General features: G+C 39.5%; 17 protein-coding genes and 1 riboswitch. Of the genes, 15 read left to right on the plus strand and 2 right to left on the minus strand.

What is annotated here, in order from left to right:
• The first annotated feature begins 1 nt into the window (after position 1).
• From BR73_RS0112270 to BR73_RS0112320, 11 genes are all read left to right on the plus strand, one after another.
• Positions 2 to 922, plus strand: a complete 921-nt coding sequence (locus BR73_RS0112270; protein WP_033165759.1) for a V-type ATPase subunit — start codon at positions 2 to 4, stop codon at positions 920 to 922.
• Positions 915 to 1,241: a V-type ATP synthase subunit F gene (locus tag BR73_RS0112275; RefSeq protein ID WP_033165760.1), complete on the plus strand. Its 327-nt coding sequence runs from the start codon at positions 915 to 917 to the stop codon at positions 1,239 to 1,241. Before BR73_RS0112270 ends, BR73_RS0112275 begins: the two co-directional genes overlap by 8 nt.
• A gap of 23 nt (positions 1,242 to 1,264) precedes the next feature.
• Positions 1,265 to 3,037: a V-type ATP synthase subunit A gene (locus BR73_RS0112280; RefSeq protein WP_033165761.1), complete on the plus strand. Its 1,773-nt coding sequence runs from the start codon at positions 1,265 to 1,267 to the stop codon at positions 3,035 to 3,037.
• On the plus strand, positions 3,034 to 4,437 hold the full coding sequence (locus BR73_RS0112285) for a V-type ATP synthase subunit B (protein ID WP_033165762.1): 1,404 nt from the start codon (positions 3,034 to 3,036) through the stop codon (positions 4,435 to 4,437). The genes BR73_RS0112280 and BR73_RS0112285 overlap by 4 nt, the downstream gene beginning before the upstream one ends.
• Positions 4,438 to 4,456: 19 nt before the next feature.
• Entirely contained in the window at positions 4,457 to 5,098 is a 642-nt protein-coding gene (locus BR73_RS0112290; protein WP_033167384.1) for a V-type ATP synthase subunit D, read from the plus strand.
• Positions 5,099 to 5,600: 502 nt separating this feature from the next.
• Positions 5,601 to 6,917 carry an electron transport complex subunit RsxC gene (rsxC, locus tag BR73_RS0112295; RefSeq protein WP_033165763.1) on the plus strand — a complete coding sequence of 439 codons (1,317 nt, stop codon included), beginning with the start codon at positions 5,601 to 5,603 and terminating at the stop codon, positions 6,915 to 6,917.
• Positions 6,918 to 7,035: 118 nt separating this feature from the next.
• Positions 7,036 to 8,031: an RnfABCDGE type electron transport complex subunit D gene (locus BR73_RS0112300; protein ID WP_033165764.1), complete on the plus strand. Its 996-nt coding sequence runs from the start codon at positions 7,036 to 7,038 to the stop codon at positions 8,029 to 8,031.
• Positions 8,021 to 8,650: an FMN-binding protein gene (locus BR73_RS0112305; protein ID WP_033165765.1), complete on the plus strand. Its 630-nt coding sequence runs from the start codon at positions 8,021 to 8,023 to the stop codon at positions 8,648 to 8,650. The genes BR73_RS0112300 and BR73_RS0112305 overlap by 11 nt, the downstream gene beginning before the upstream one ends.
• Positions 8,647 to 9,399, plus strand: a complete 753-nt coding sequence (locus BR73_RS0112310) for an electron transport complex subunit E (protein WP_081848640.1) — start codon at positions 8,647 to 8,649, stop codon at positions 9,397 to 9,399. The genes BR73_RS0112305 and BR73_RS0112310 overlap by 4 nt, the downstream gene beginning before the upstream one ends.
• Positions 9,399 to 9,974 (plus strand): electron transport complex subunit RsxA, encoded by a 576-nt coding sequence (gene rsxA / locus BR73_RS0112315; protein WP_033165766.1) that lies wholly within the window; start codon positions 9,399 to 9,401, stop codon positions 9,972 to 9,974. Before BR73_RS0112310 ends, rsxA begins: the two co-directional genes overlap by 1 nt.
• Positions 9,975 to 10,030: 56 nt before the next feature.
• Positions 10,031 to 10,828 carry an RnfABCDGE type electron transport complex subunit B gene (locus BR73_RS0112320; RefSeq protein WP_033167386.1) on the plus strand — a complete coding sequence of 266 codons (798 nt, stop codon included), beginning with the start codon at positions 10,031 to 10,033 and terminating at the stop codon, positions 10,826 to 10,828.
• Between the two features lie 172 nt (positions 10,829 to 11,000).
• On the opposite strand, the gene BR73_RS0112325 is transcribed toward BR73_RS0112320, so the two are convergent.
• On the minus strand, positions 11,001 to 11,687 hold the full coding sequence (locus BR73_RS0112325) for a DUF6198 family protein (RefSeq protein WP_033165767.1): 687 nt from the start codon (positions 11,685 to 11,687) through the stop codon (positions 11,001 to 11,003).
• A gap of 139 nt (positions 11,688 to 11,826) precedes the next feature.
• Positions 11,827 to 13,773, minus strand: a complete 1,947-nt coding sequence (locus BR73_RS0112330) for an FAD-dependent oxidoreductase (protein WP_033165768.1) — start codon at positions 13,771 to 13,773, stop codon at positions 11,827 to 11,829.
• Between the two features lie 416 nt (positions 13,774 to 14,189).
• Between BR73_RS0112330 and BR73_RS0112335 the strand changes: the two genes are divergently transcribed.
• The 4 genes from BR73_RS0112335 to BR73_RS0112350 all read left to right on the plus strand — a co-directional run bounded on the left by BR73_RS0112335 (position 14,190) and on the right by BR73_RS0112350 (position 18,685).
• Positions 14,190 to 14,774 carry a TetR/AcrR family transcriptional regulator gene (locus BR73_RS0112335; protein ID WP_033165769.1) on the plus strand — a complete coding sequence of 195 codons (585 nt, stop codon included), beginning with the start codon at positions 14,190 to 14,192 and terminating at the stop codon, positions 14,772 to 14,774.
• Positions 14,775 to 15,237: 463 nt separating this feature from the next.
• Entirely contained in the window at positions 15,238 to 16,422 is a 1,185-nt protein-coding gene (locus tag BR73_RS0112340; RefSeq protein WP_033165770.1) for an MFS transporter, read from the plus strand.
• Between the two features lie 497 nt (positions 16,423 to 16,919).
• Complete coding sequence (locus tag BR73_RS0112345; RefSeq protein ID WP_033165771.1) at positions 16,920 to 17,522, plus strand: TVP38/TMEM64 family protein; 603 nt, start codon at positions 16,920 to 16,922, stop codon at positions 17,520 to 17,522.
• Between the two features lie 113 nt (positions 17,523 to 17,635).
• A complete protein-coding gene (locus BR73_RS0112350) occupies positions 17,636 to 18,685 on the plus strand; it encodes a glycosyltransferase (protein ID WP_051685175.1) in 1,050 nt (349 codons plus the stop codon).
• A gap of 43 nt (positions 18,686 to 18,728) precedes the next feature.
• A riboswitch (purine riboswitch) is annotated at positions 18,729 to 18,832 on the plus strand.
• Positions 18,833 to 18,902 lie beyond the last annotated feature (70 nt).

Raw genomic sequence — 18,902 nt, forward strand, 5'->3', positions numbered from 1 at the left:
GTTGAAGGATACTGATTTTATAACTGCTTCAAGTTATATAAGAACCCTTGAAAATAAACTTTTGAAACGAACCAAACTTGATAATCTAGTGACAATGGACAGCTTTTTAGACGTCCTTAAAGGACTTTCGCAAGGCAATGATTACAGCATGGCTTCAATTGGCAGCCTTGATCAGGCAGAAGATTGCCTGAAGGAAGAGTGGAACAGGGTTATCAATCATATGTATGAGATAAGTCCCCACAGAGAAGTTATTGAGCTGATTGAAGCCCCTTATCAGATTCACACCATTCGTTATGCTCTGAAAACGGGGCAGACACAGTCAGAAAGTTTGAAGAAACTACCTGCTGAACTCAATGAAATAATGAGTAAGGTACTGGAAGCAACGGAGGATAATCAGAAACGGGAGATAATCCTGGAGAAGCATATGTTCGAATACATGAGGCAGCTGGCTCAAAAAATCGGAAGCAGCCTGATTTCGGAACATATAGGTATGCAGATTGATTTTTATAATATCAAAGCGATGTTAAGAGCCAGGGAAATGCATAAGGATATAGCATTCCTGGAGTTCTGTCTGATGGATGGCGGAAATCTTGACAAGGATTTATTTTTACGTTGCTACAGCCTTCCAATGTCAGCGATAACAGCAGCCTTTACCTATAAATACTGCAGTAAGGAAATAAAAAAAGGCTTGGAAAGTTATGAAGAGTATCATAATTTTTCAGAAATAGAAGTATTGCTACAAGGAGCTCTTATTGAACACCTGAAAAAGGCGAAGCTTATAACCTATGGTGCGGAAATTGTTTACGCTTATCTTATGGCAAAAGAAAATGAGCTTCGTCAGATCAGACTGCTTCTGACCTGTAAGGCAAAACAGATTTCCAATACGATACTTATCAGAAAGCTGGGTGAGAGCTATGTATAAGATGGCAGTAGTCGGAGATCGTGAATCAGTATTGATATTTAAAGCTTTCGGAGCGGATGTTTTTGGAGTTGATGTAACAGAAGCCGTGGAAAATCAGAAGCTTATCAATCGTTTGGCAAAAGAAGGTTATGCCGTTATTCTTATCACAGAACAGGCAGCACAATATTTGCTTGAAGCCTTGGAGCACTATCGAAAGGAAGTATTACCAGCTATACTGATTATACCTTCTGGGAATGATGCTCTTGGGATTGCTGAGAAACTTATGAAACAGAATGTAGAACGTGCGGTAGGAGTAGATATACTGCAGCCAGAAAATTAAGTTACAGAGAGGAGCGGTAAAATTTGAGATTAGGCACTGTTACAAGTGTTGCAGGACCCTTGGTTATAGCAAAAGGTATGAATACTGCTAAAATATATGATATGGTAACTGTTTCCGAGAAACATTTGATTGGTGAGATCATTGAAATGCGTGGAGACAGAGCATCCATTCAGGTATATGAAGAGACCTCCATGTTAGGACCGGGAGAGTCAGTGTATGGTGAGGGAGAGCCATTAAGTGTTGAGCTTGGGCCTGGCTTACTGGAATCCATGTTTGACGGGATTCAAAGACCATTGGATAAAATTCTTGAAAAATCCGGAGATTTCATAAATCGAGGGGTACATGTTGATTCATTAAACAAAACAAAGAAATGGAAGTTTGAACCTGTAGCAGCGGTCGGAGATCAGGTGCGCCAAGGAGATATTATAGGTGTGGTACAGGAAAACAATATTATTCAGCATAAGATTATGATACCAAAAGGTGTTGCCGGTATCATAAAGAGTATTACAGCTGGTGAATTTACAATCGAAGAAACGGTTGCAGTGGTTGAAAAGGAAGACAGTTCCGTAATCAATGTCTGCATGCTTCAGAGATGGCCCGTTCGAAGAGGACGTCCGGTTGCACGGAAAATGATGCCAGAGCGGCCTTTGGTAAGCGGCCAGAGAGTAATTGATACTTTCTTTCCGGTAGCAAAAGGAGGAACAGCTTGTGTACCCGGGCCTTTCGGAAGTGGAAAGACGGTAGTTCAGCATCAGATTGCAAAATGGGCAGATGTTGATATTGTAGTATATGTAGGATGCGGTGAGCGCGGTAATGAGATGACAGACGTATTAAATGAGTTTCCTGAGTTGATTGATCCGAAAACCGGTGAATCCTTGATGAAACGTACCGTATTAATTGCAAATACCTCTAATATGCCAGTTGCAGCAAGAGAGGCATCCATCTATACCGGTATAACAATTGCCGAGTATTACAGAGATATGGGATTCTCTGTAGCTTTGATGGCTGACTCTTCATCCAGATGGGCAGAAGCCTTAAGAGAAATGTCCGGACGACTGGAAGAAATGCCAGGTGAGGAGGGGTATCCTGCATATCTTGGTTCCCGTTTGGCGGAGTTCTATGAAAGAGCCGGAGAAGTCATATGTCTGGGACAGGATAAAAGAACCGGTACCTTAACAGTTATTGCAGCGGTTTCCCCTCCCGGCGGCGATCTTTCAGAACCGGTTACCCAGGCCACACTCCGTATTGTTAAGGTATTCTGGGGACTGGATGCATCACTTGCTTATGCGAGACATTTCCCTGCTATTAACTGGCTTTCTTCCTATAGCTTATATACTTCCGGACTCACTGACTGGCTAAATGAAAATGTTGATCCGGACTATTCAAGATGTCAGACAGCAGCACTTGCACTCCTGCAGGAAGAAAGCCGGTTGAATGATATTGTAAGACTGGTCGGATATGATTCTCTTTCTCAGGAAGACCAGTTAAAGTTAGAAGTTGCAAAATCTCTTAGAGAAGATTTTCTTCAACAAAATGCATTTGTTGAAGATGATGCATACACTACTCTTGGCAAGCAGTTTAAGATGCTTCAGACAATCCTGGAATTCTATAAGCTGTCCAAGGAAGCCTTGGCTGCCGGTGTTTATCTGAAAGAAGTATTGAAACTGCCGGTACGAGAGAAAATGGGACGTATGAAGGAAATCCCGGAGAGTAAACCGGAAAGATTTTCGGAACTTAAGAATCAAATCGACTTGGAGATGGATAACCTAATCAATGAAAGAGGTGGCAGGAAATGATAAAAGAATATCGTACCATATCAGAAATTGTTGGGCCTCTTATGGTAGTAGAGAAGGTGGAAAATGTCCGCTATGATGAAATGGTTGAGGTTAGAACCCAAAGCGGAGAAATCAGACAGGGACGTGTTCTGGAAATTAACGAAAAAAGTGCAGTCGTACAGCTCTTTGAAAGAGCTGACGGAATTCTTATGGAAGAAAGCTCCGTACGTTTTCTGGAGAAACCACAGGTGCTTGGCGTGTCCATGGATATGCTTGGACGTATTTATGATGGTATGGGAAGACCGATTGATGATGGACCTAAAATTCATCCCGATAAATACCTGGATATCAATGGAGTTGTAATCAATCCTGTTGCCAGAGACTACCCTTCTGAATTTATTCAGACCGGAATATCCTCCATTGACGGTTTAAATACCATGGTTAGGGGGCAGAAGCTTCCGGTGTTTTCTGCTTCCGGTCTTCCCCACAAGGAATTGGCAGCGCAGATTGCAAGACAGGCGAAGGTAAGAGGAAATGATACGAATTTTGCCGTTGTTTTTGCAGCAATCGGTATAACTTTTGAAGAAGCAGAATATTTTATTCAGGATTTCAAGAATACAGGTGCTCTGCAAAGAACTGTAATGTTCGTAAATCTTGCCGATCATCCGGCTATTGAACGTCTTTCAACGCCACGTATGGCACTTACCATGGCTGAGTATCTGGCTTTTGAGAAAGATATGCATGTATTGGTTATCATGACAGATATCACCAATTACTGTGAAGCTCTTCGAGAGGTAGGTGCTGCACGGAAGGAGGTACCCGGAAGGCGCGGATACCCCGGATATATGTATACGGATCTTGCAAATTTATATGAGCGCGCCGGTAAGATTAAGGGAAGAAAGGGTTCCATCACTCAGATACCGGTATTGACCATGCCGGAAGATGATAAGACTCATCCTATTCCCGACTTAACCGGGTATATCACGGAAGGCCAGATAATACTTAATCGTGAATTGTACCGAAAAAATATTTGGCCGCCGGTAGACGTTCTTCCTTCCCTTTCTCGATTAAAGGATAAAGGAATCGGACCAGATAAAACCCGTGAAGATCATGCAGATACCATGAATCAGTTATTTTCCGCATATGCACAGGGAAAGAAAGCCAGAGAACTTTCAGCAATTCTTGGTGAATCCTCACTTTCCGATACCGATAAGATATATGCTAAATTTGCAGATGCTTTTGAAAGCAAATATGTAGCGCAAGGATTCAGCGTTAACAGGAGCATTGAGGAAACACTTGATATTGGCTGGGAATTGCTATCCATGCTTCCAAAATCTGAACTGAAACGTGTAAAAGAAAAGTTCATTGAGAAATACCTACCCGGAAATTCTCCTGAGGACAAGAGCGGAGAAATCAGATAAGAAAAGAGGTGCAGCAGGCATGGAAAGATTGAATGTGAATCCGAACCGGATGGAGTTAGCTGAACTAAAGTCGAAACTTACAACGGCAAAACAGGGACATGAGCTGCTAAAAGGGAAACAGGATGAACTTGTACACCGTTTTATCGAACTGTTAAATGAGAGCAGAAGACTACGGTTAAAACTCACAAATCAATTTACAGGTTTATATCAGGATTTCTCCCTTGTAGGAGCAGAAATCTCTCCGGATTTCCTGGAAGAGGCTTTAATGGCTTCCGGGAGTACGGCAGCTTTAAAGGCATCTGAAAAATCCATAATGGGTGTTAGAGTTCCTTCTTTTGATTATACCCTGGCAAAGGAAGATATTAATTATCCTTACAGTTTTTCTTATACCAGCAGTGAGCTTGATGTCTCCTTGCGTAAATGTCATTCCATGATGGAAGAAATTATAAAGCTTGCAGAATTGGAAAAAGCATGTGAATTATTGGCAAACGAGATTGAGAAAATTCGAAGAAGGGTAAATGCACTTGAGTTTATGACAATTCCCCAGCTAAAAGAGAGTATCCGTTATATCCAGATGAAACTGGACGAAAATGAACGAGGTAATCTGGTTAGACTTATTAAAGTAAAAAATAAAATAAAAACACAGACAGCCGTAGAATAGCAGAAGGAGATGTTTCAAAACAGGATTCAGGGTTTTGAGACATCTCCTTTTTTGGGGCATAAGTGTAAACATAAGTCTTGATAAAAACCGTTAAATTAAATCTGAACAAAAATCTGAAAGAATTTATAGGAATTTCATGAGGGATTATTGTAGCATATTACATATTTTGTGTTAAAGGAATAACAAGGCTAAAATAGATTTTCATGAAAAAAAGATAGTAATATTTATATGTTTTGGGGTTTTTACATTACTTTTTAAGGTTAGAAAATGAAGTGATTCATAAATATTATTCAATAGTTACCTTATATTTGCTGATAGCGTCAAGGTTTTAAAATTTAAGGCATTTCATATGGGTAATTTGGTATATTTTTATAGAATTTGCTTAAAAAAGCTGTAAAAATTGAACATTTTATGCTATAATTAAAATTGTATGTTAAAAAACAACAACTTCGTTTTTATTTTAACATGATTCAAATCATAATGAGAAAGAGGGAATACTAATATGGGCAAAAAATCATTTTTGGGCGGAATCCATCCCTATGACGGCAAAGCTTTCACAATGGATAAACCCATAACAGTTCTGGCAACCAAAGGGGAGTTGGTGTTTCCCATGGCACAGCATATAGGAGCCCCAGCCAAACCCATAGTGGCTAAGGGGGATAAAGTGCTGGTTGGACAGATTTTAGCTGAAGCTCCAGGATTTGTTTCAGCTAATGTAATCAGCTCGGTTTCAGGTACTGTAAAAGCAATTGAAAAGAGATTAACTTCCGCTGGAAGATTTGATGAAGCTGTTATTGTAGAGGATGATCATACATATACATCTGTCGAAAATTTTGGTGTGGAACAGGATTATGGAAAGCTCTCAAAGGAAGATATCAGAAACCAGATTAAAGCAGCAGGAATAGTCGGTTTGGGAGGAGCAGGTTTTCCGACACATGTAAAATTAAGCGCAGAGGAAGCTAAAATTGATTATCTGATAGTAAACGGTGCGGAATGTGAGCCATATCTGACCTCAGACTACCGTCTGATGTTAGAGGAACCGGAAAAAATAATCAAAGGGCTACAAATACTTCTGAAACTATATGATAAGGCTCAAGGTATCATAGCCATTGAAGACAACAAACCGGAGGCTATCAGAATATTAACGGAGCTGGCTGGGAAGGAAAGTAATATAGAGGTCAGGAGTTTGGCCACAAAATATCCGCAGGGCGGTGAACGTCATTTAATTTACTCAGTAACAGGAAGAAAATTTAATTCAAAAAAGCTTCCAGCTGATGTAGGTTGTATCGTAGATAATGTATATACCATAATATCTGTATATAATGCTGTTGCAATGCAGATACCCCTTATTGAAAAGGTAATAACCGTATCCGGAGATGCAGTGAATGTCCCTGTAAATCTTAGAGTCAGAACGGGAACCAGCTATGTAGAGGTTCTGGAAGCGGCAGGCGGCTTCAGTGCCCAACCGGAAAAGGTTATTCTGGGAGGACCTATGATGGGAGTTCCCCTCTTTAATCTCAATATACCGGTTACAAAAACAACTTCCTCTTTGCTTGGATTTTTAAAAGATGAGGCAGCGGTGGAGGAATCTGCCTGCATCCGTTGCGGTCGTTGTATTACCAAATGTCCCTTGCAGCTGATGCCATATAAAATTGCAGAAGCTGCTATGCGTTCAGATGAAGAGGAATTTGTTAAGTATAACGGATTGGAGTGCTGTGCCTGCGGTTGCTGCTCCTATATATGTCCGGCAAGAAGAGGACTGACCCATGCAATTATACAGACGAAAAAGGAAGTACTGGATAAACGCAGGAGAGCTTAAATTTAGGAGACTCTGAGTGAAAGAAAAAATAGTTACGAAAGGATGCCACGAAAGTATTCTTTCACTTATTAAGGTAGTGGCTGTATCGCAGGAGAACCTGTGATATAAGGATGTAAAATTGAGCGATTTATTTCATGTATCTGCGGCACCTCATACAAGAAGCCCTATTACAACGAAACATATTATGCGGGATGTAGTTATTGCTCTTATGCCTGCTAGTTTATTTGGCATTTATAATTTCGGATTAAACGCATTACTTATTCTTTTAACAACTGTTACAGTCTGTCTACTGACAGAATATATCTACTGTAAAGCTATGAAAAAGCCAGTAACCACTGGTGATTTCAGTGCTGTAGTTACCGGACTGCTGTTAGCCTTTAACCTTCCGGTAGGCCTGCCCCTTTGGATGGCAGCTTTAGGCGGAATATTTGCAATTGTAGTCGTTAAAATGGTATTCGGCGGATTAGGACAGAATTTTATGAACCCTGCTCTTGCAGCCAGAGCTTTTCTGCTAATCAGCTTTTCAGACGATATGGCTGATTTTGCTGTAAAGCAGATAAGCTCCCCGAAAGTTACAGATTACATATTACACGGAGCTATTGTGGCTGATGGAGTTTCAGGGGCAACACCTTTACAGATGTTAAAATCCGGTGAAAGTGTTAATCTATTAGGGAATTTAATTGGTTCGGTAGGCGGAAGCATTGGTGAAACCAGTGCCCTGGCCATTATTCTTGGCGGACTGTATCTCATATTCAGAAAAGTAATTTCATTTAGAATCCCTGTCATCTATATTCTGACGGTGGCTGTCTTTGTTCTGTTATTTTCAGGAGAAGGAGCCAATATGAATTATTTAATGGGGCAAATCCTTGGTGGTGGTCTGTTATTAGGAGCATTCTTTATGGCGACAGATTATGTAACAAGCCCTGCTACACCCAAAGGCCAGATATTATTTGCATTACTGTTAGGTATATTAACAGGAATATTCCGTATCTTCGGAAAAAGCCCGGAAGGTGTCTCTTATGCCATCCTGCTTGGCAACATCCTTGTACCTCTCATAGAGAAGGTTACAATACCAACACCATTTGGAAAGGAGCGTGCCGTTAGTGAAAAATAATAAGCAAAAAAGCCGTTCCTCGCTGCTTAAAGATGCACTTGTATTATTTGCAATTACTCTGATAGCTGGCCTTTCTCTTGCATATACCAACGAGGTGACAAAAGGTCCTATAGCAGCAAAACAGCTTGAGAAAAAACAGGAAGCATATTCCAAGGTTTATACAGCTGCAATGGAAATCATCCCAGACAATGAGCTTACACAAGCTGCAGCAGCAGCGGATTTAAGTCTTATAGATGCTCCCTACCGCAAGGTTAAAATTAATGAAATAGGCATAGCTGCCGATTCGAACGGTAATACCATCGGTTACATCATAGCAGTTACAACGAAGGGTGGTTATAATCCTCCTATTTCAATGGTTATCGGTTATAGTCTTGAAAATGAGATTACAGGCTTTGAGTATCTGACCTTCAATGAATCAAAAAGTGTTGATGTACTGAAAAATGAATACCGGACACAATATATCGGAAAGACAGGAGAACATTTTTCCTTTGATGAAGGTGCTGGCACCAAAGTAGATGCCATATCTGGTGCAACAATATCTTCAAATGGAATTATTGATGCTGTGAATGCCGGAATCGGTTATTTAAATGAGTATGTAATAGGAGGTGCAGGTCAATGAAGCAGAATAGATACACAGAACGATTAATCAACGGTATTATAAAAGAAAATCCTACCTTTATTATGATGCTTGGAATGTGCCCTACGCTTGCAGTAACCACTTCCGGAACAAATGGCATATATATGGGGCTTACAACAACGGTTGTATTAATGTTTTCTAATTTACTTATTTCAGTACTTAGAAAAGTAATACCAGATAAGGTAAGAATACCGGCTTATATTGTAGTTATTGCAACCATGGTGACTATTGTTGAGATGACTCTAAAGGCATATATTCCGGTTTTAAATGATAAACTGGGAATTTATATCCCACTGATTGTGGTAAACTGCATTATTATGGGAAGGGCGGAAGCCTATGCAGGAAAAAATTCAATCGGCTTATCACTTTTTGACGGAATGGGAATGGGGTTTGGATTCACCCTTGCGTTGACAGTGATAGGAAGCATACGTGAATTACTGGGAGCGGGTACATTCTTTGGTTTGCAGATAACTCCCTCTTCTTTTAAACCTATATCCATCTTTGTAATGGCACCGGGGGCTTTCTTTGTTCTGTCTATCCTGACGGCCTTACAGAATAAATTTAAGTTGCCCTCCGCAACAAATGGTTCTGCTTCAAGCTCCACTCTTTCCTGTGGCAACAGTTGTGCAGGCTGCAGTGGAAGCCATTGCTATGCCGGAACTAATAATAGTGACAATGTAAAACAATCTGTTAAAAATACGGATAACAATGGCGGAAAGGAGAATAAGTAATGGTTCAGTTAGTATTAATCTTAATAGCAGCAGCATTTGTAAATAACGTAGTATTAAGCCAATTCCTGGGACTGTGTCCTTTTTTAGGCGTTTCCAAGAAAACCGGGACAGCAGCCGGAATGGGGGCAGCTATTATATTCGTTATCACTTTATCCTCAGCTCTTTGCAGCCTTGTATACGGCTTTATCCTTAAACCTTTAGGACTGGAATACTTAAAAACTATTGTTTTTATCCTGCTTATTGCCTGCCTGGTGCAATTTGTTGAAATGGTATTAAAAAAACACAGTCCCTCTCTTTATAATTCGCTTGGAGTATATCTCCCCCTCATTACCACTAACTGTGCAGTTCTTGGTATAACTTTGATTAATGTACAGGAAGAGTATGATTTTATTACCAGTATTGTCAGTGGATTTGGAACAGCAGTTGGCTTTACAGTGATTATTGTAATGATGGCAGGGGTACGTGAACGAATCGAGCATAACGATATACCCAAAGCATTTCAAGGCTATCCCATTGTTTTGATTGCTGCTGGTCTTATGGCGATTGCATTTCTTGGGTTTGCCGGAATCATATAAAGGAGGGATTTTAAATGTATATACAGGTACTGTTAAGTACAGCCGGAATACTGGCTGTGGATTCCGGGTTAATCGGGACTGCCACGGCAGTTGTAGGCGGAACGGGACTGCTTATCGGGTTGTTTTTAGGTTTTGCGGCGAAAAAATTCGAAGTGGAAGTCGATGAAAAGGAGCTAAAGATCAGAGAACTGCTGCCGGGAGCTAACTGTGGCGGGTGTGGTTATGCAGGCTGTGATGCCTGTGCTAAGGCAATAGCAGAAGGTAACGCCAAAGTTGATGTATGCCCGGTTGCAAACCAGGAGGCTTATAATGCTATTGCAGACGTTATGGGGACAGCCGGTGAGATAAAGGATAAAGAAGTAGCTTTTGTTAAATGTGCCGGTACTTGTGATAAAGTTAAACTCAATTATATTTATTACGGCATCAAGGATTGTAAGAAAGCATCTATGGTACCTGGTAATGCCGATAAGAAGTGCAATTATGGATGTATGGGCTTTGGTTCCTGTGTGAAAGTTTGTCTTTTTGATGCCATGCATATAGTGGATGGTATTGCTGTTGTTGATAAAGAAAAATGCACAGCATGTGGTATGTGCAAGAAGGAATGTCCGAATAATCTTATTGACATCATTCCATATGAGTCAGGTACTCAGGTATCCTGCAGTTCCAGAAATAAAGGAAAAGATGTAAAGGATGCTTGTTCTATTGGGTGTATCGGTTGTAAGATCTGTGAAAAGCAGTGTGAGTTTGATGCTATTCACGTAACAGATAACCTGGCATTAATTGATTACAGTAAATGTACCAATTGCGGAAAATGTGCAGCTGCTTGCCCCGTAAAAGTCATTCATACCCGATAATCACATTCCCAGATAGTTATCATTTTAATCAATTTAAGGGTTGTTGCAAAAAATAAATGTAAAGCGGTAAGCAGCCAAGAGGCTTCTTACCGCAACATTGTTTATAATGCAACAGCCCTTTTACATATGTTATAGCAATAAGTTCTCATAAATTTTTAAAAGGCGGGCTTAATCAATAATCGAAATAACGTCTTGCAGGTAGTGCATCCTTAAACTCCAGATGTTTTTCCATCAAATTGCTGATAACACCAATAAGTTTACCATTTATAAGGGCACAGATTACAGTTCCGGCTTTTACGCCCTCGAACTCAAACAAACCAAAGAACAGAAAGGAAAGTAATATTCCAGCCAGACAGCTGGCGCAGTCATAAATCGTTTTAAAAGTTGACAGCTTTATATGAAATTTTTCTGATACCTTCTTAACAAATAATTCGTATACCTCCGGTGATATATAAGTATGGAACATAAAAGCAACACCAACCGCACAAAGCAGTAAACCAACAAAGAAGAAAACTACCCCCATGGCAGTCGTAAGTGTTTCGACCCGGGCAATTAAATTCATGCTTACATCAAGTACCAGACCATAGTAAATTGCAGTAAGAAATGAAAATAAATATGATATTCGGAACTTCTTTAGTAACAGTACCATAAAAATAAGGAGAATTGCCTGTAACATATATTCAGCCATGCCAAAGGTAAAGAAAGTATAGGTAAGTGATAATTTCTTAAATACTAAATAAGCAGGGGCCACAACCATGGAAACACCGAAGTTTGCTTTCTCCATAATGGCAGTACCAAAAGCAAGCAGTATTATTCCTAATATATAAGATAATTCTGTATAAAAAACTAGTTTCTTCATGAAACCTCTCATTCCTCCGCCAATAGCGGTATTTTCTATATACCCCGAAAAAAAGCATCTCGCCTGTTTAATATAGAAACAGGCAAAGATGCTTTTATAAAGCTTATTATATATGATATTTCAGCAAATTTCAACTTAATTATTCAATAGCCATGGCAGCAAAGAATCCTGTGCGAATGGCAGAACCCACCTTGCTGACCTGACTGCAGTCACCGATTGTACGGGTTTTAGCAGGATATTTTTCTTTGATTTTCTCAGATACCTGTTTTTCGCTTCTCATACCAAAGGCGGATATCACTGTATCTGCAGGCAGCAATGAAACATTACCGTCCTTATCCTCTATCTGAACACCGTCTTTTTCGATGGACAATACCTTGCAGCTTGTTTTTAAGGTGATACCATATTCGTTAATTCTGCTCATAAGGCCGGCAGCAGTAATAAACATCAGCTCGGAAGCAACAGCGTCTTTCATTTCCACTATGGTAACCTTCTTCTTACCCTTGTCCATAGCCAATTCCAATGCGCAATCACAACCGGATAAACCACCACCGCAGATAACGATATTGTCACCTTTAATACTGGTTTCATTCATATGGGCTTCTATTACATTTACTACATTTTCGCTGTCAATACCTTTGACAGGAGGGGTTAATGGTACGGCACCGGTTGCAGTAACGATATAATCGCAATCTGCCAGTACAGGAGAGTCTGCTGTAATTTCAGTACCCAGCTTCATCTGAACACCTAATTTATCCAGCTGCACCTTATACCAATCTACCAAGGAGGAAAGCTGGTATTTAAAGCTTGGAGTTGCAGCAGCAGCTAATTGGCCGCCGATAAACTCATTTTTTTCATAAAGGGTAACCTCGAGACCGCGAAGTGCAGCAGTTCTTGCTGCCTCCAGTCCACCTGGACCTCCGCCCACAACCACGACTTTTTTCTTTGAGGCTGCCGGTTTGAGGGTAAAACGATCTTCTTCACAAGCCTGGGGATTAACGGAGCAGCTAATCTTTGTGGATCTGGTAACAATTCTTCCGATACAATCCTCATTACAACGGATACAGGGTCTTATATCCTCTCTGTTTCCTTTCTGTAATTTCGCAGGCAGGTAAGGGTCAGCAATTAAAGGACGTCCAAACATTACAAGGTCAGCATTTCCGCTTTCTAACAGCCTGGCTGCTGTTTCAGGTGTATGGTTCCCGGAATTTAATAAAGGAACCTTAACAGCTTGTCTGGCTGGGGTACAGACATATTCCATGCAGGCATCGCCTAAATAGCTGGGAGGGAAGATATATTCTATGGTTTCATAGGAACCGGCATCAATATCGAAGGCATCTACTCCTTCTTTCTCTAATATTTTCAGCAATTCCATACTATCCTCCAGAGTTCTGCCGCCTTCAAAGCGGTGATCCAGGGCGATACGGAACAGAATAGGCATATCTTTACCTACGGCTCTTCTGATGGAACGAACGATTTCCACTGCGAAGCGCATCCGGTTCTCCGGACTGCCGCCGTACTCATCCTCTCTGATATTCCAGACAGGGGACATAAACTGGTCAATTAAGTAGCCTGCATGAGCATGTACTTCAATTGCATCATATCCGGCCTTTTTTGCAATAGTTGCAGAGTGAAAGAATTGCTCCATAATCTCTTTGATCTCTTCTGCGGTTAAGGGGTGACAGGTTAAGTCGGGGTTTAAGGTAGCAGGAATTGCAGAAGAGGATACCGGAGGTTCGCCATACATACTGGGAAATGCATTTCTGCCGGTACCGCAGCTGATCTGTGCTGCTATCTTAGCTCCGTATAAGTGCACGGATTCACAAAGTGTGGTTAGTTTAGGGATTACATAATTATTCTTTAATACACCTTCCATAGAACCTTGTGCCAGTTCTTCATTAAGAAATTGGCAGCCCATAATGATAAAACCGGTTCCACCTTTTGCTCTTTCTATAAAATAACTGATTTCATCTTCGGAAATTGTACCGTCGATATTACCGGAATTGGTTCCCATAGGGGAGAGTACAATACGGTTCTTAAGCTCCATGGAACCGATTTTAAAGGGGGTAAATAGTGAATCGTAGCTCATATTCATGCTCCTTTTGTATTAGTTTTTGTTTAAAATGTGCTTTGTTGAATTGTATGTGTGTCAAACATACAGGGGAGTCCTGGTTCTAATAAGTTAAACTTTGATAAAAATTTAACATCCTTACAGTGATATTTTAATGCTTTGTCTATAAAATGTCAATCATGAGTTTATATAAATATGTACCGTGGTACAAATAAATGATATATTATGGAAATGTATTGTGGATTAGACAAATAATATTAATAGTCAGGATAATTGTTCCCAAAGGGCTTTAAAGAGTTATTTGATTTATAAGGGATTATCTGGTATTATAATCACAAAGTTAGTGCCAGTAATTCGGTATAGTATCATGAACAGAGAAATTATTTTTAGGTATTTTATGATAGAAATTGCCGTTGGCGGAATGAGAGGTAATCGTGAAAGAATCCATATCCACCAGGATGCACATATTGGAATGTGCTATTGATTTATTTAAAGAATCCGGTTTTGACAATGTTACCATTAAAAATATATGCGAAAAAGCAGAGGTAGCCAAAAGTACCTTTTATTATCATTATCAGACCAAGGAGGATCTGATTAAGGATTTTTTTAAAACCATAGACATTAATGTGGAGCAGATGATGCAGGTCTTACTGGCAGATGATGACTGTCTGGAACAGATGTGGCAGATTATTGAACTGTATTATAAAAGACTTTTAGATGCCGGAATTGAAATTACCAGGATGGTGTATCTGAAGAATCTGGTACAGGACAAGCACATTTTAGGTGCTGAAAATGCCATGGCTAAGGAGCTGTATCTGACTTTACTGCGACGTGCCAGGGAAAAGAATGTAATTACAAACATTTCAAGCAGCAATGAAGAATTATATTTAAGCCTTGTTTATTCTTTAACAGGAATAGCCTATCTTTGGTGCGTACAAAACGGTGAATTTGATATTCTGGCTGAATGCCGCCGGACCTTTGAAACCGTATTAGGATATGTTCCGAAGATGAAATCTTAAATCCTGCTTGAAGTAAAATAAATAGTGCATCACTGGGCAGGGAATCCCAGTGATGGGTATTCATAAGTATGCTTAATCGCACATGTATTGATTCTAAGACATAATGTCCGCAAATTAGCTCATTATATATAAAAAACCATGTTTTACTTCCAGGACATAAGAAGTGCCGTTAATATTTTATATGCATAACTTTTATCTGCATAACATAATGAACAGAAACTCAACAAAGTTAAATTTCTGTAAAAAATAGCACAAAAATCCGGAGAAAAACTACGAATACCTCTTAATAGAAGTATTTGCTCTAATTACTTTGACAGTAATATTAGCAGGCTCACGTAATGAAAGATTCTGATATAAAAATAATTAATATAATTATAACAATATACATCATAAAGATATCTGTATCCATAGCTTCTGACATTAGTTTATGTTAAGCTGTACAAGTTGTCAGGAGGAGTCATTCATGAAAAAAGATTATACCAAGACGATACGCACCTGTTTTATCGGATATATTGTACAGGCAATCGTTAACAATTTCGTTCCGTTACTGTTTATCACATTACAGCAAAGTTACAGTATACCTTTAAGTAAAATCACCTTGCTGGTTACGATCAACTTTGGCTTACAGCTCCTTGTGGATATGGTTTCTGCAGGTTTTATTGATAAGATAGGCTATAAGGTATCTGCGGTAGCAGCACATGTACTTTCTGCTGCCGGTCTAATAGCACTTACCATATTTCCTGATATTTTTCCGGATCCATTCACAGGACTGCTTGCAGCAGTAGTAATCTATGCTGCCGGCGGCGGTTTACTGGAAGTACTTATCAGTCCTATAGTAGAAGCCTGTCCAACGGATAACAAAGAAAAAGCTATGAGCATGCTGCATTCCTTTTATTGTTGGGGACAGGTAGGAGTGGTGCTAATATCCACCATATATTTCGCTTTATTTGGTCTGGATAACTGGAAGTACCTGGCTGTTTTATGGGCTGTGATACCAATTTACAATGCAATAATGTTTGCCGGGGTGCCCATTGCTGCGCTGGATAACGGAGAGCATGGAGGTTTATCTTTCAAGTCTCTGGTTCAGAATAAATTATTCTGGCTTCTGATGCTCTTTATGGTGTGTGCAGGTGCAAGCGAACAATCCGTCAGCCAGTGGGCATCTGCCTTTGCTGAGCGGGGACTGGGAGTCAGCAAGACAATAGGAGATCTGGCAGGACCTATGATGTTTGCCATTATGATGGGAACCTCAAGATTAATTTATGGAAAGTATGGTGACAGGATCAACCTGAATAAATTTATGCGTTACAGTGTAATCCTTTGTATCGGTTCCTATCTCTTGATTTCCTTATCGACCCTTCCGGTGCTGGGACTGATTGGCTGTGGTATCTGTGGCTTATCTGTTGGAATCCTGTGGCCTGGTACCTTTAGTTTGGCATCTGCCAATATACGGGGTGGTGGTACTGCAATGTTTGCTTTTCTTGCACTTGCAGGAGATTTAGGCTGTTCGGCAGGACCAACTGTGGTTGGTATTGCCTCCTCTTATTTCGATAATAATTTAAAAGTAGGTATATTGTCAGCTACTATATTTCCGGTGATTTTAATAATAGGACTGCTTCGAAGAACTGGTGTGAAGCAATTAACTTAATATTTTTCTCATAAAATAAGATAAGCGCTTAAAAGCAGTAATATCAGAATATTTTTTCTGATATTGCTGCTTTTTCTTGTTTATAGAAAAAAGTCATGACAGCAGATAGGTTGTTTTATAAGTTCGGGTAGCGCGGCTGATTATTGCACTGGCTATTTAAACAATGAAAGAGATGAACGGGATTACCTTAATGTATTTGCAGCGTTTAGAAATCTATGAAAGTGACAGAAGTGTAAGTTTAGAATTAGATATGTAATGTTAATCGATGGAAACAGGAGATGCCTTTCGTTATACTTATTGCATAAGAACAGCCGGTTTTTGAGAATTGCCTGCACCCAGGTGATTCCGCTTTACTATAAACTTTACATTCCTTTAGAAAATATTTAGTAATTTATAAAGTTAATATTTAACTTTATCCTTTATACTGAACCATGTTAGGAGCAATACATTAAAGCTAGCGATTACATAATCTACAGATTGAGACAGTGGGAGACTGCATGAGAAAAAGAAAAATTACGCTTTTGGATTGTATCACAGCCCTGGGGTTGCTGCTGATACTATTGTTTATATATTATGGCTACAAAACAAAGATATTTGTATCAATGGAAGCATTGCACGAATTTCTGGAGCAATTCGGAATCTTTGCAGATCTGATTTTTATCTTTATACAGGCAGTGCAGGTGGTAATCCCAATAATTCCGGGTTCTGTAGGCTGTCTGGCGGGTGTGGTGGTTTTTGGTCCTGTTAAGGGGTTTATCTACAACTATACTGGTATTTGTATGGGCTCAATGGTAGCCTTTCTGCTGGCAAGACGCTATGGAATGGCGATGGTGGAGAAGATGTCTAAGCCTGAGCTGATAAAGAAATATGGTGCCTGGCTGCATAGTGATAAATTTGATAAATGGTTCGCATTGGCTATATTTCTTCCCGTAGCTCCTGATGATTTTCTGTGTTATCTTGCCGGAATAACCAAAATTTCCTTTCGTAAATTCACATTAATTATACTTGCAGGCAAACCACTGGCGATTATAGCTTACTCTTTGGGCTTGAATTTGATATTTACAGCATTTATCCAATATATAGTTCCCTTCTTTAAGTAGCTGCAGCCCCTTTGTATACGTAATGCATCAGCAATTCTTACATGAATATTTATTAAATAAAATATTTTACCCTTAAATTGAACGCGTGTTATAAACGCAGATTGGAGCTAATTATGAAAATATGGTTATATAAAGGCGGATTAAAGTTAATATCCAAAAGCGGTATCGGCAAAGCCTTCGAACATCAAAAGGCCGCCCTTGAGGAAAAGGAAATTGATTATTGTACGAAATTTAATTTTGGATATGACATAGTACAGATTAATACCATCTTTCCAGATTCTCTGATCGTCGCTATAATGGCAAAATTAATGAGAAAGAAAGTAATATATTATGCTCATTCAACCATGGAGGATTTCAGGAATTCCTTTAAGGGTTCCAATTTCTTTGCAGCCTTCTTCAAAAGATGGATTAAATTATGCTACAGTATGGGAGATATAGTTATAACACCTACTGAATATTCGAAAAATCTGTTAGAGGGTTATGGGATTAACAGAAAAATAATAAGTCTTACAAACGGAATTGATTTAAAGTATTATAAAAGAGATGCTGAACTTGGAAAGCAGTTCAGGGATAAATATCATTTTAATGAGAAGGATAAAATTGTTGTTTCTGTTGGGCATTATATTGAAAGAAAAGGAATAGAAGATTTTGCAGCTCTGGCAGAAAGGCTTCCGGAATACCAGTTCCTCTGGTTTGGTTATACAAATTTAAATCTGGTACCATGTCATATCAGAAGTATTATTAATACAAAATTGCCTAATCTGCATTTTCCCGGATACATATCCAGTGAAGAGCTGAAGGCAGCTTACAGCGGCAGTGACCTGTTTTTATTTCTGACTCATGAAGAGACGGAAGGAATTGTATTATTGGAGGCCCTTGCCATGAAGATTCCCATCCTGATTCGTGATATCCCAATCTATGAAAGCTGGTTTCAGAATGGAAAGCAGGTATATAAAGGCAGGGGATTGGCAGAATTTAAAGTATTAACAAAAGATATTCTTGAAGGGAATATTTCTGATTTAACGGAAGAGGGTTATAAAACAGTGCAGGAAAAAAGTCTCTCTAAGGTAGGAGATACCTTGATGGATACTTATACAGAAGTCCTGAACCCCACAGCAGAACCTCAAGAAAATATGGAAAAAGGAATGCCATTTTTTTATTGACTAACCGATAAAAAGATGTATAATGAGTAGTAATAATACAAAGGGGTATTGCATATTATCTCTTTGTATAAGCTCATTAATACGGTATGAGCGTTTCGACCAGGCGACCTTAAATTGCCCTAGGCTACATGAGTAACTGATCGGACTAACTTTTGAATAAACAGTTGGTTCTGGTTTGTGTCTCTTTGGCCTAGGGCTTTTTTATATCCTCAGCCAG

The organism is Clostridium sp. KNHs205, from assembly GCF_000702945.1.
In the GTDB taxonomy this organism is placed as follows: Bacteria; Bacillota; Clostridia; order Lachnospirales; family Lachnospiraceae; genus Anaerocolumna.

Bases quoted from the DNA above. Each gene is read 5' to 3' on its own strand.
- BR73_RS0112275 (WP_033165760.1), top strand. From the start codon at position 915: ATGTATAAGATGGCAGTAGTCGGAGATCGTGAATCAGTATTGATATTT.
- BR73_RS0112285 (WP_033165762.1), top strand. From the start codon at position 3,034: ATGATAAAAGAATATCGTACCATATCAGAAATTGTTGGGCCTCTTATG.
- BR73_RS0112290 (WP_033167384.1), top strand. From the start codon at position 4,457: ATGGAAAGATTGAATGTGAATCCGAACCGGATGGAGTTAGCTGAACTA.
- rsxC (WP_033165763.1), top strand. From the start codon at position 5,601: ATGGGCAAAAAATCATTTTTGGGCGGAATCCATCCCTATGACGGCAAA.
- BR73_RS0112310 (WP_081848640.1), top strand. From the start codon at position 8,647: ATGAAGCAGAATAGATACACAGAACGATTAATCAACGGTATTATAAAA.
- rsxA (WP_033165766.1), top strand. From the start codon at position 9,399: ATGGTTCAGTTAGTATTAATCTTAATAGCAGCAGCATTTGTAAATAAC.
- BR73_RS0112325 (WP_033165767.1), bottom strand. From the start codon at position 11,687: ATGAAGAAACTAGTTTTTTATACAGAATTATCTTATATATTAGGAATA.
- BR73_RS0112330 (WP_033165768.1), bottom strand. From the start codon at position 13,773: ATGAGCTACGATTCACTATTTACCCCCTTTAAAATCGGTTCCATGGAG.
- BR73_RS0112340 (WP_033165770.1), top strand. From the start codon at position 15,238: ATGAAAAAAGATTATACCAAGACGATACGCACCTGTTTTATCGGATAT.
- BR73_RS0112345 (WP_033165771.1), top strand. From the start codon at position 16,920: ATGAGAAAAAGAAAAATTACGCTTTTGGATTGTATCACAGCCCTGGGG.
- BR73_RS0112350 (WP_051685175.1), top strand. From the start codon at position 17,636: ATGAAAATATGGTTATATAAAGGCGGATTAAAGTTAATATCCAAAAGC.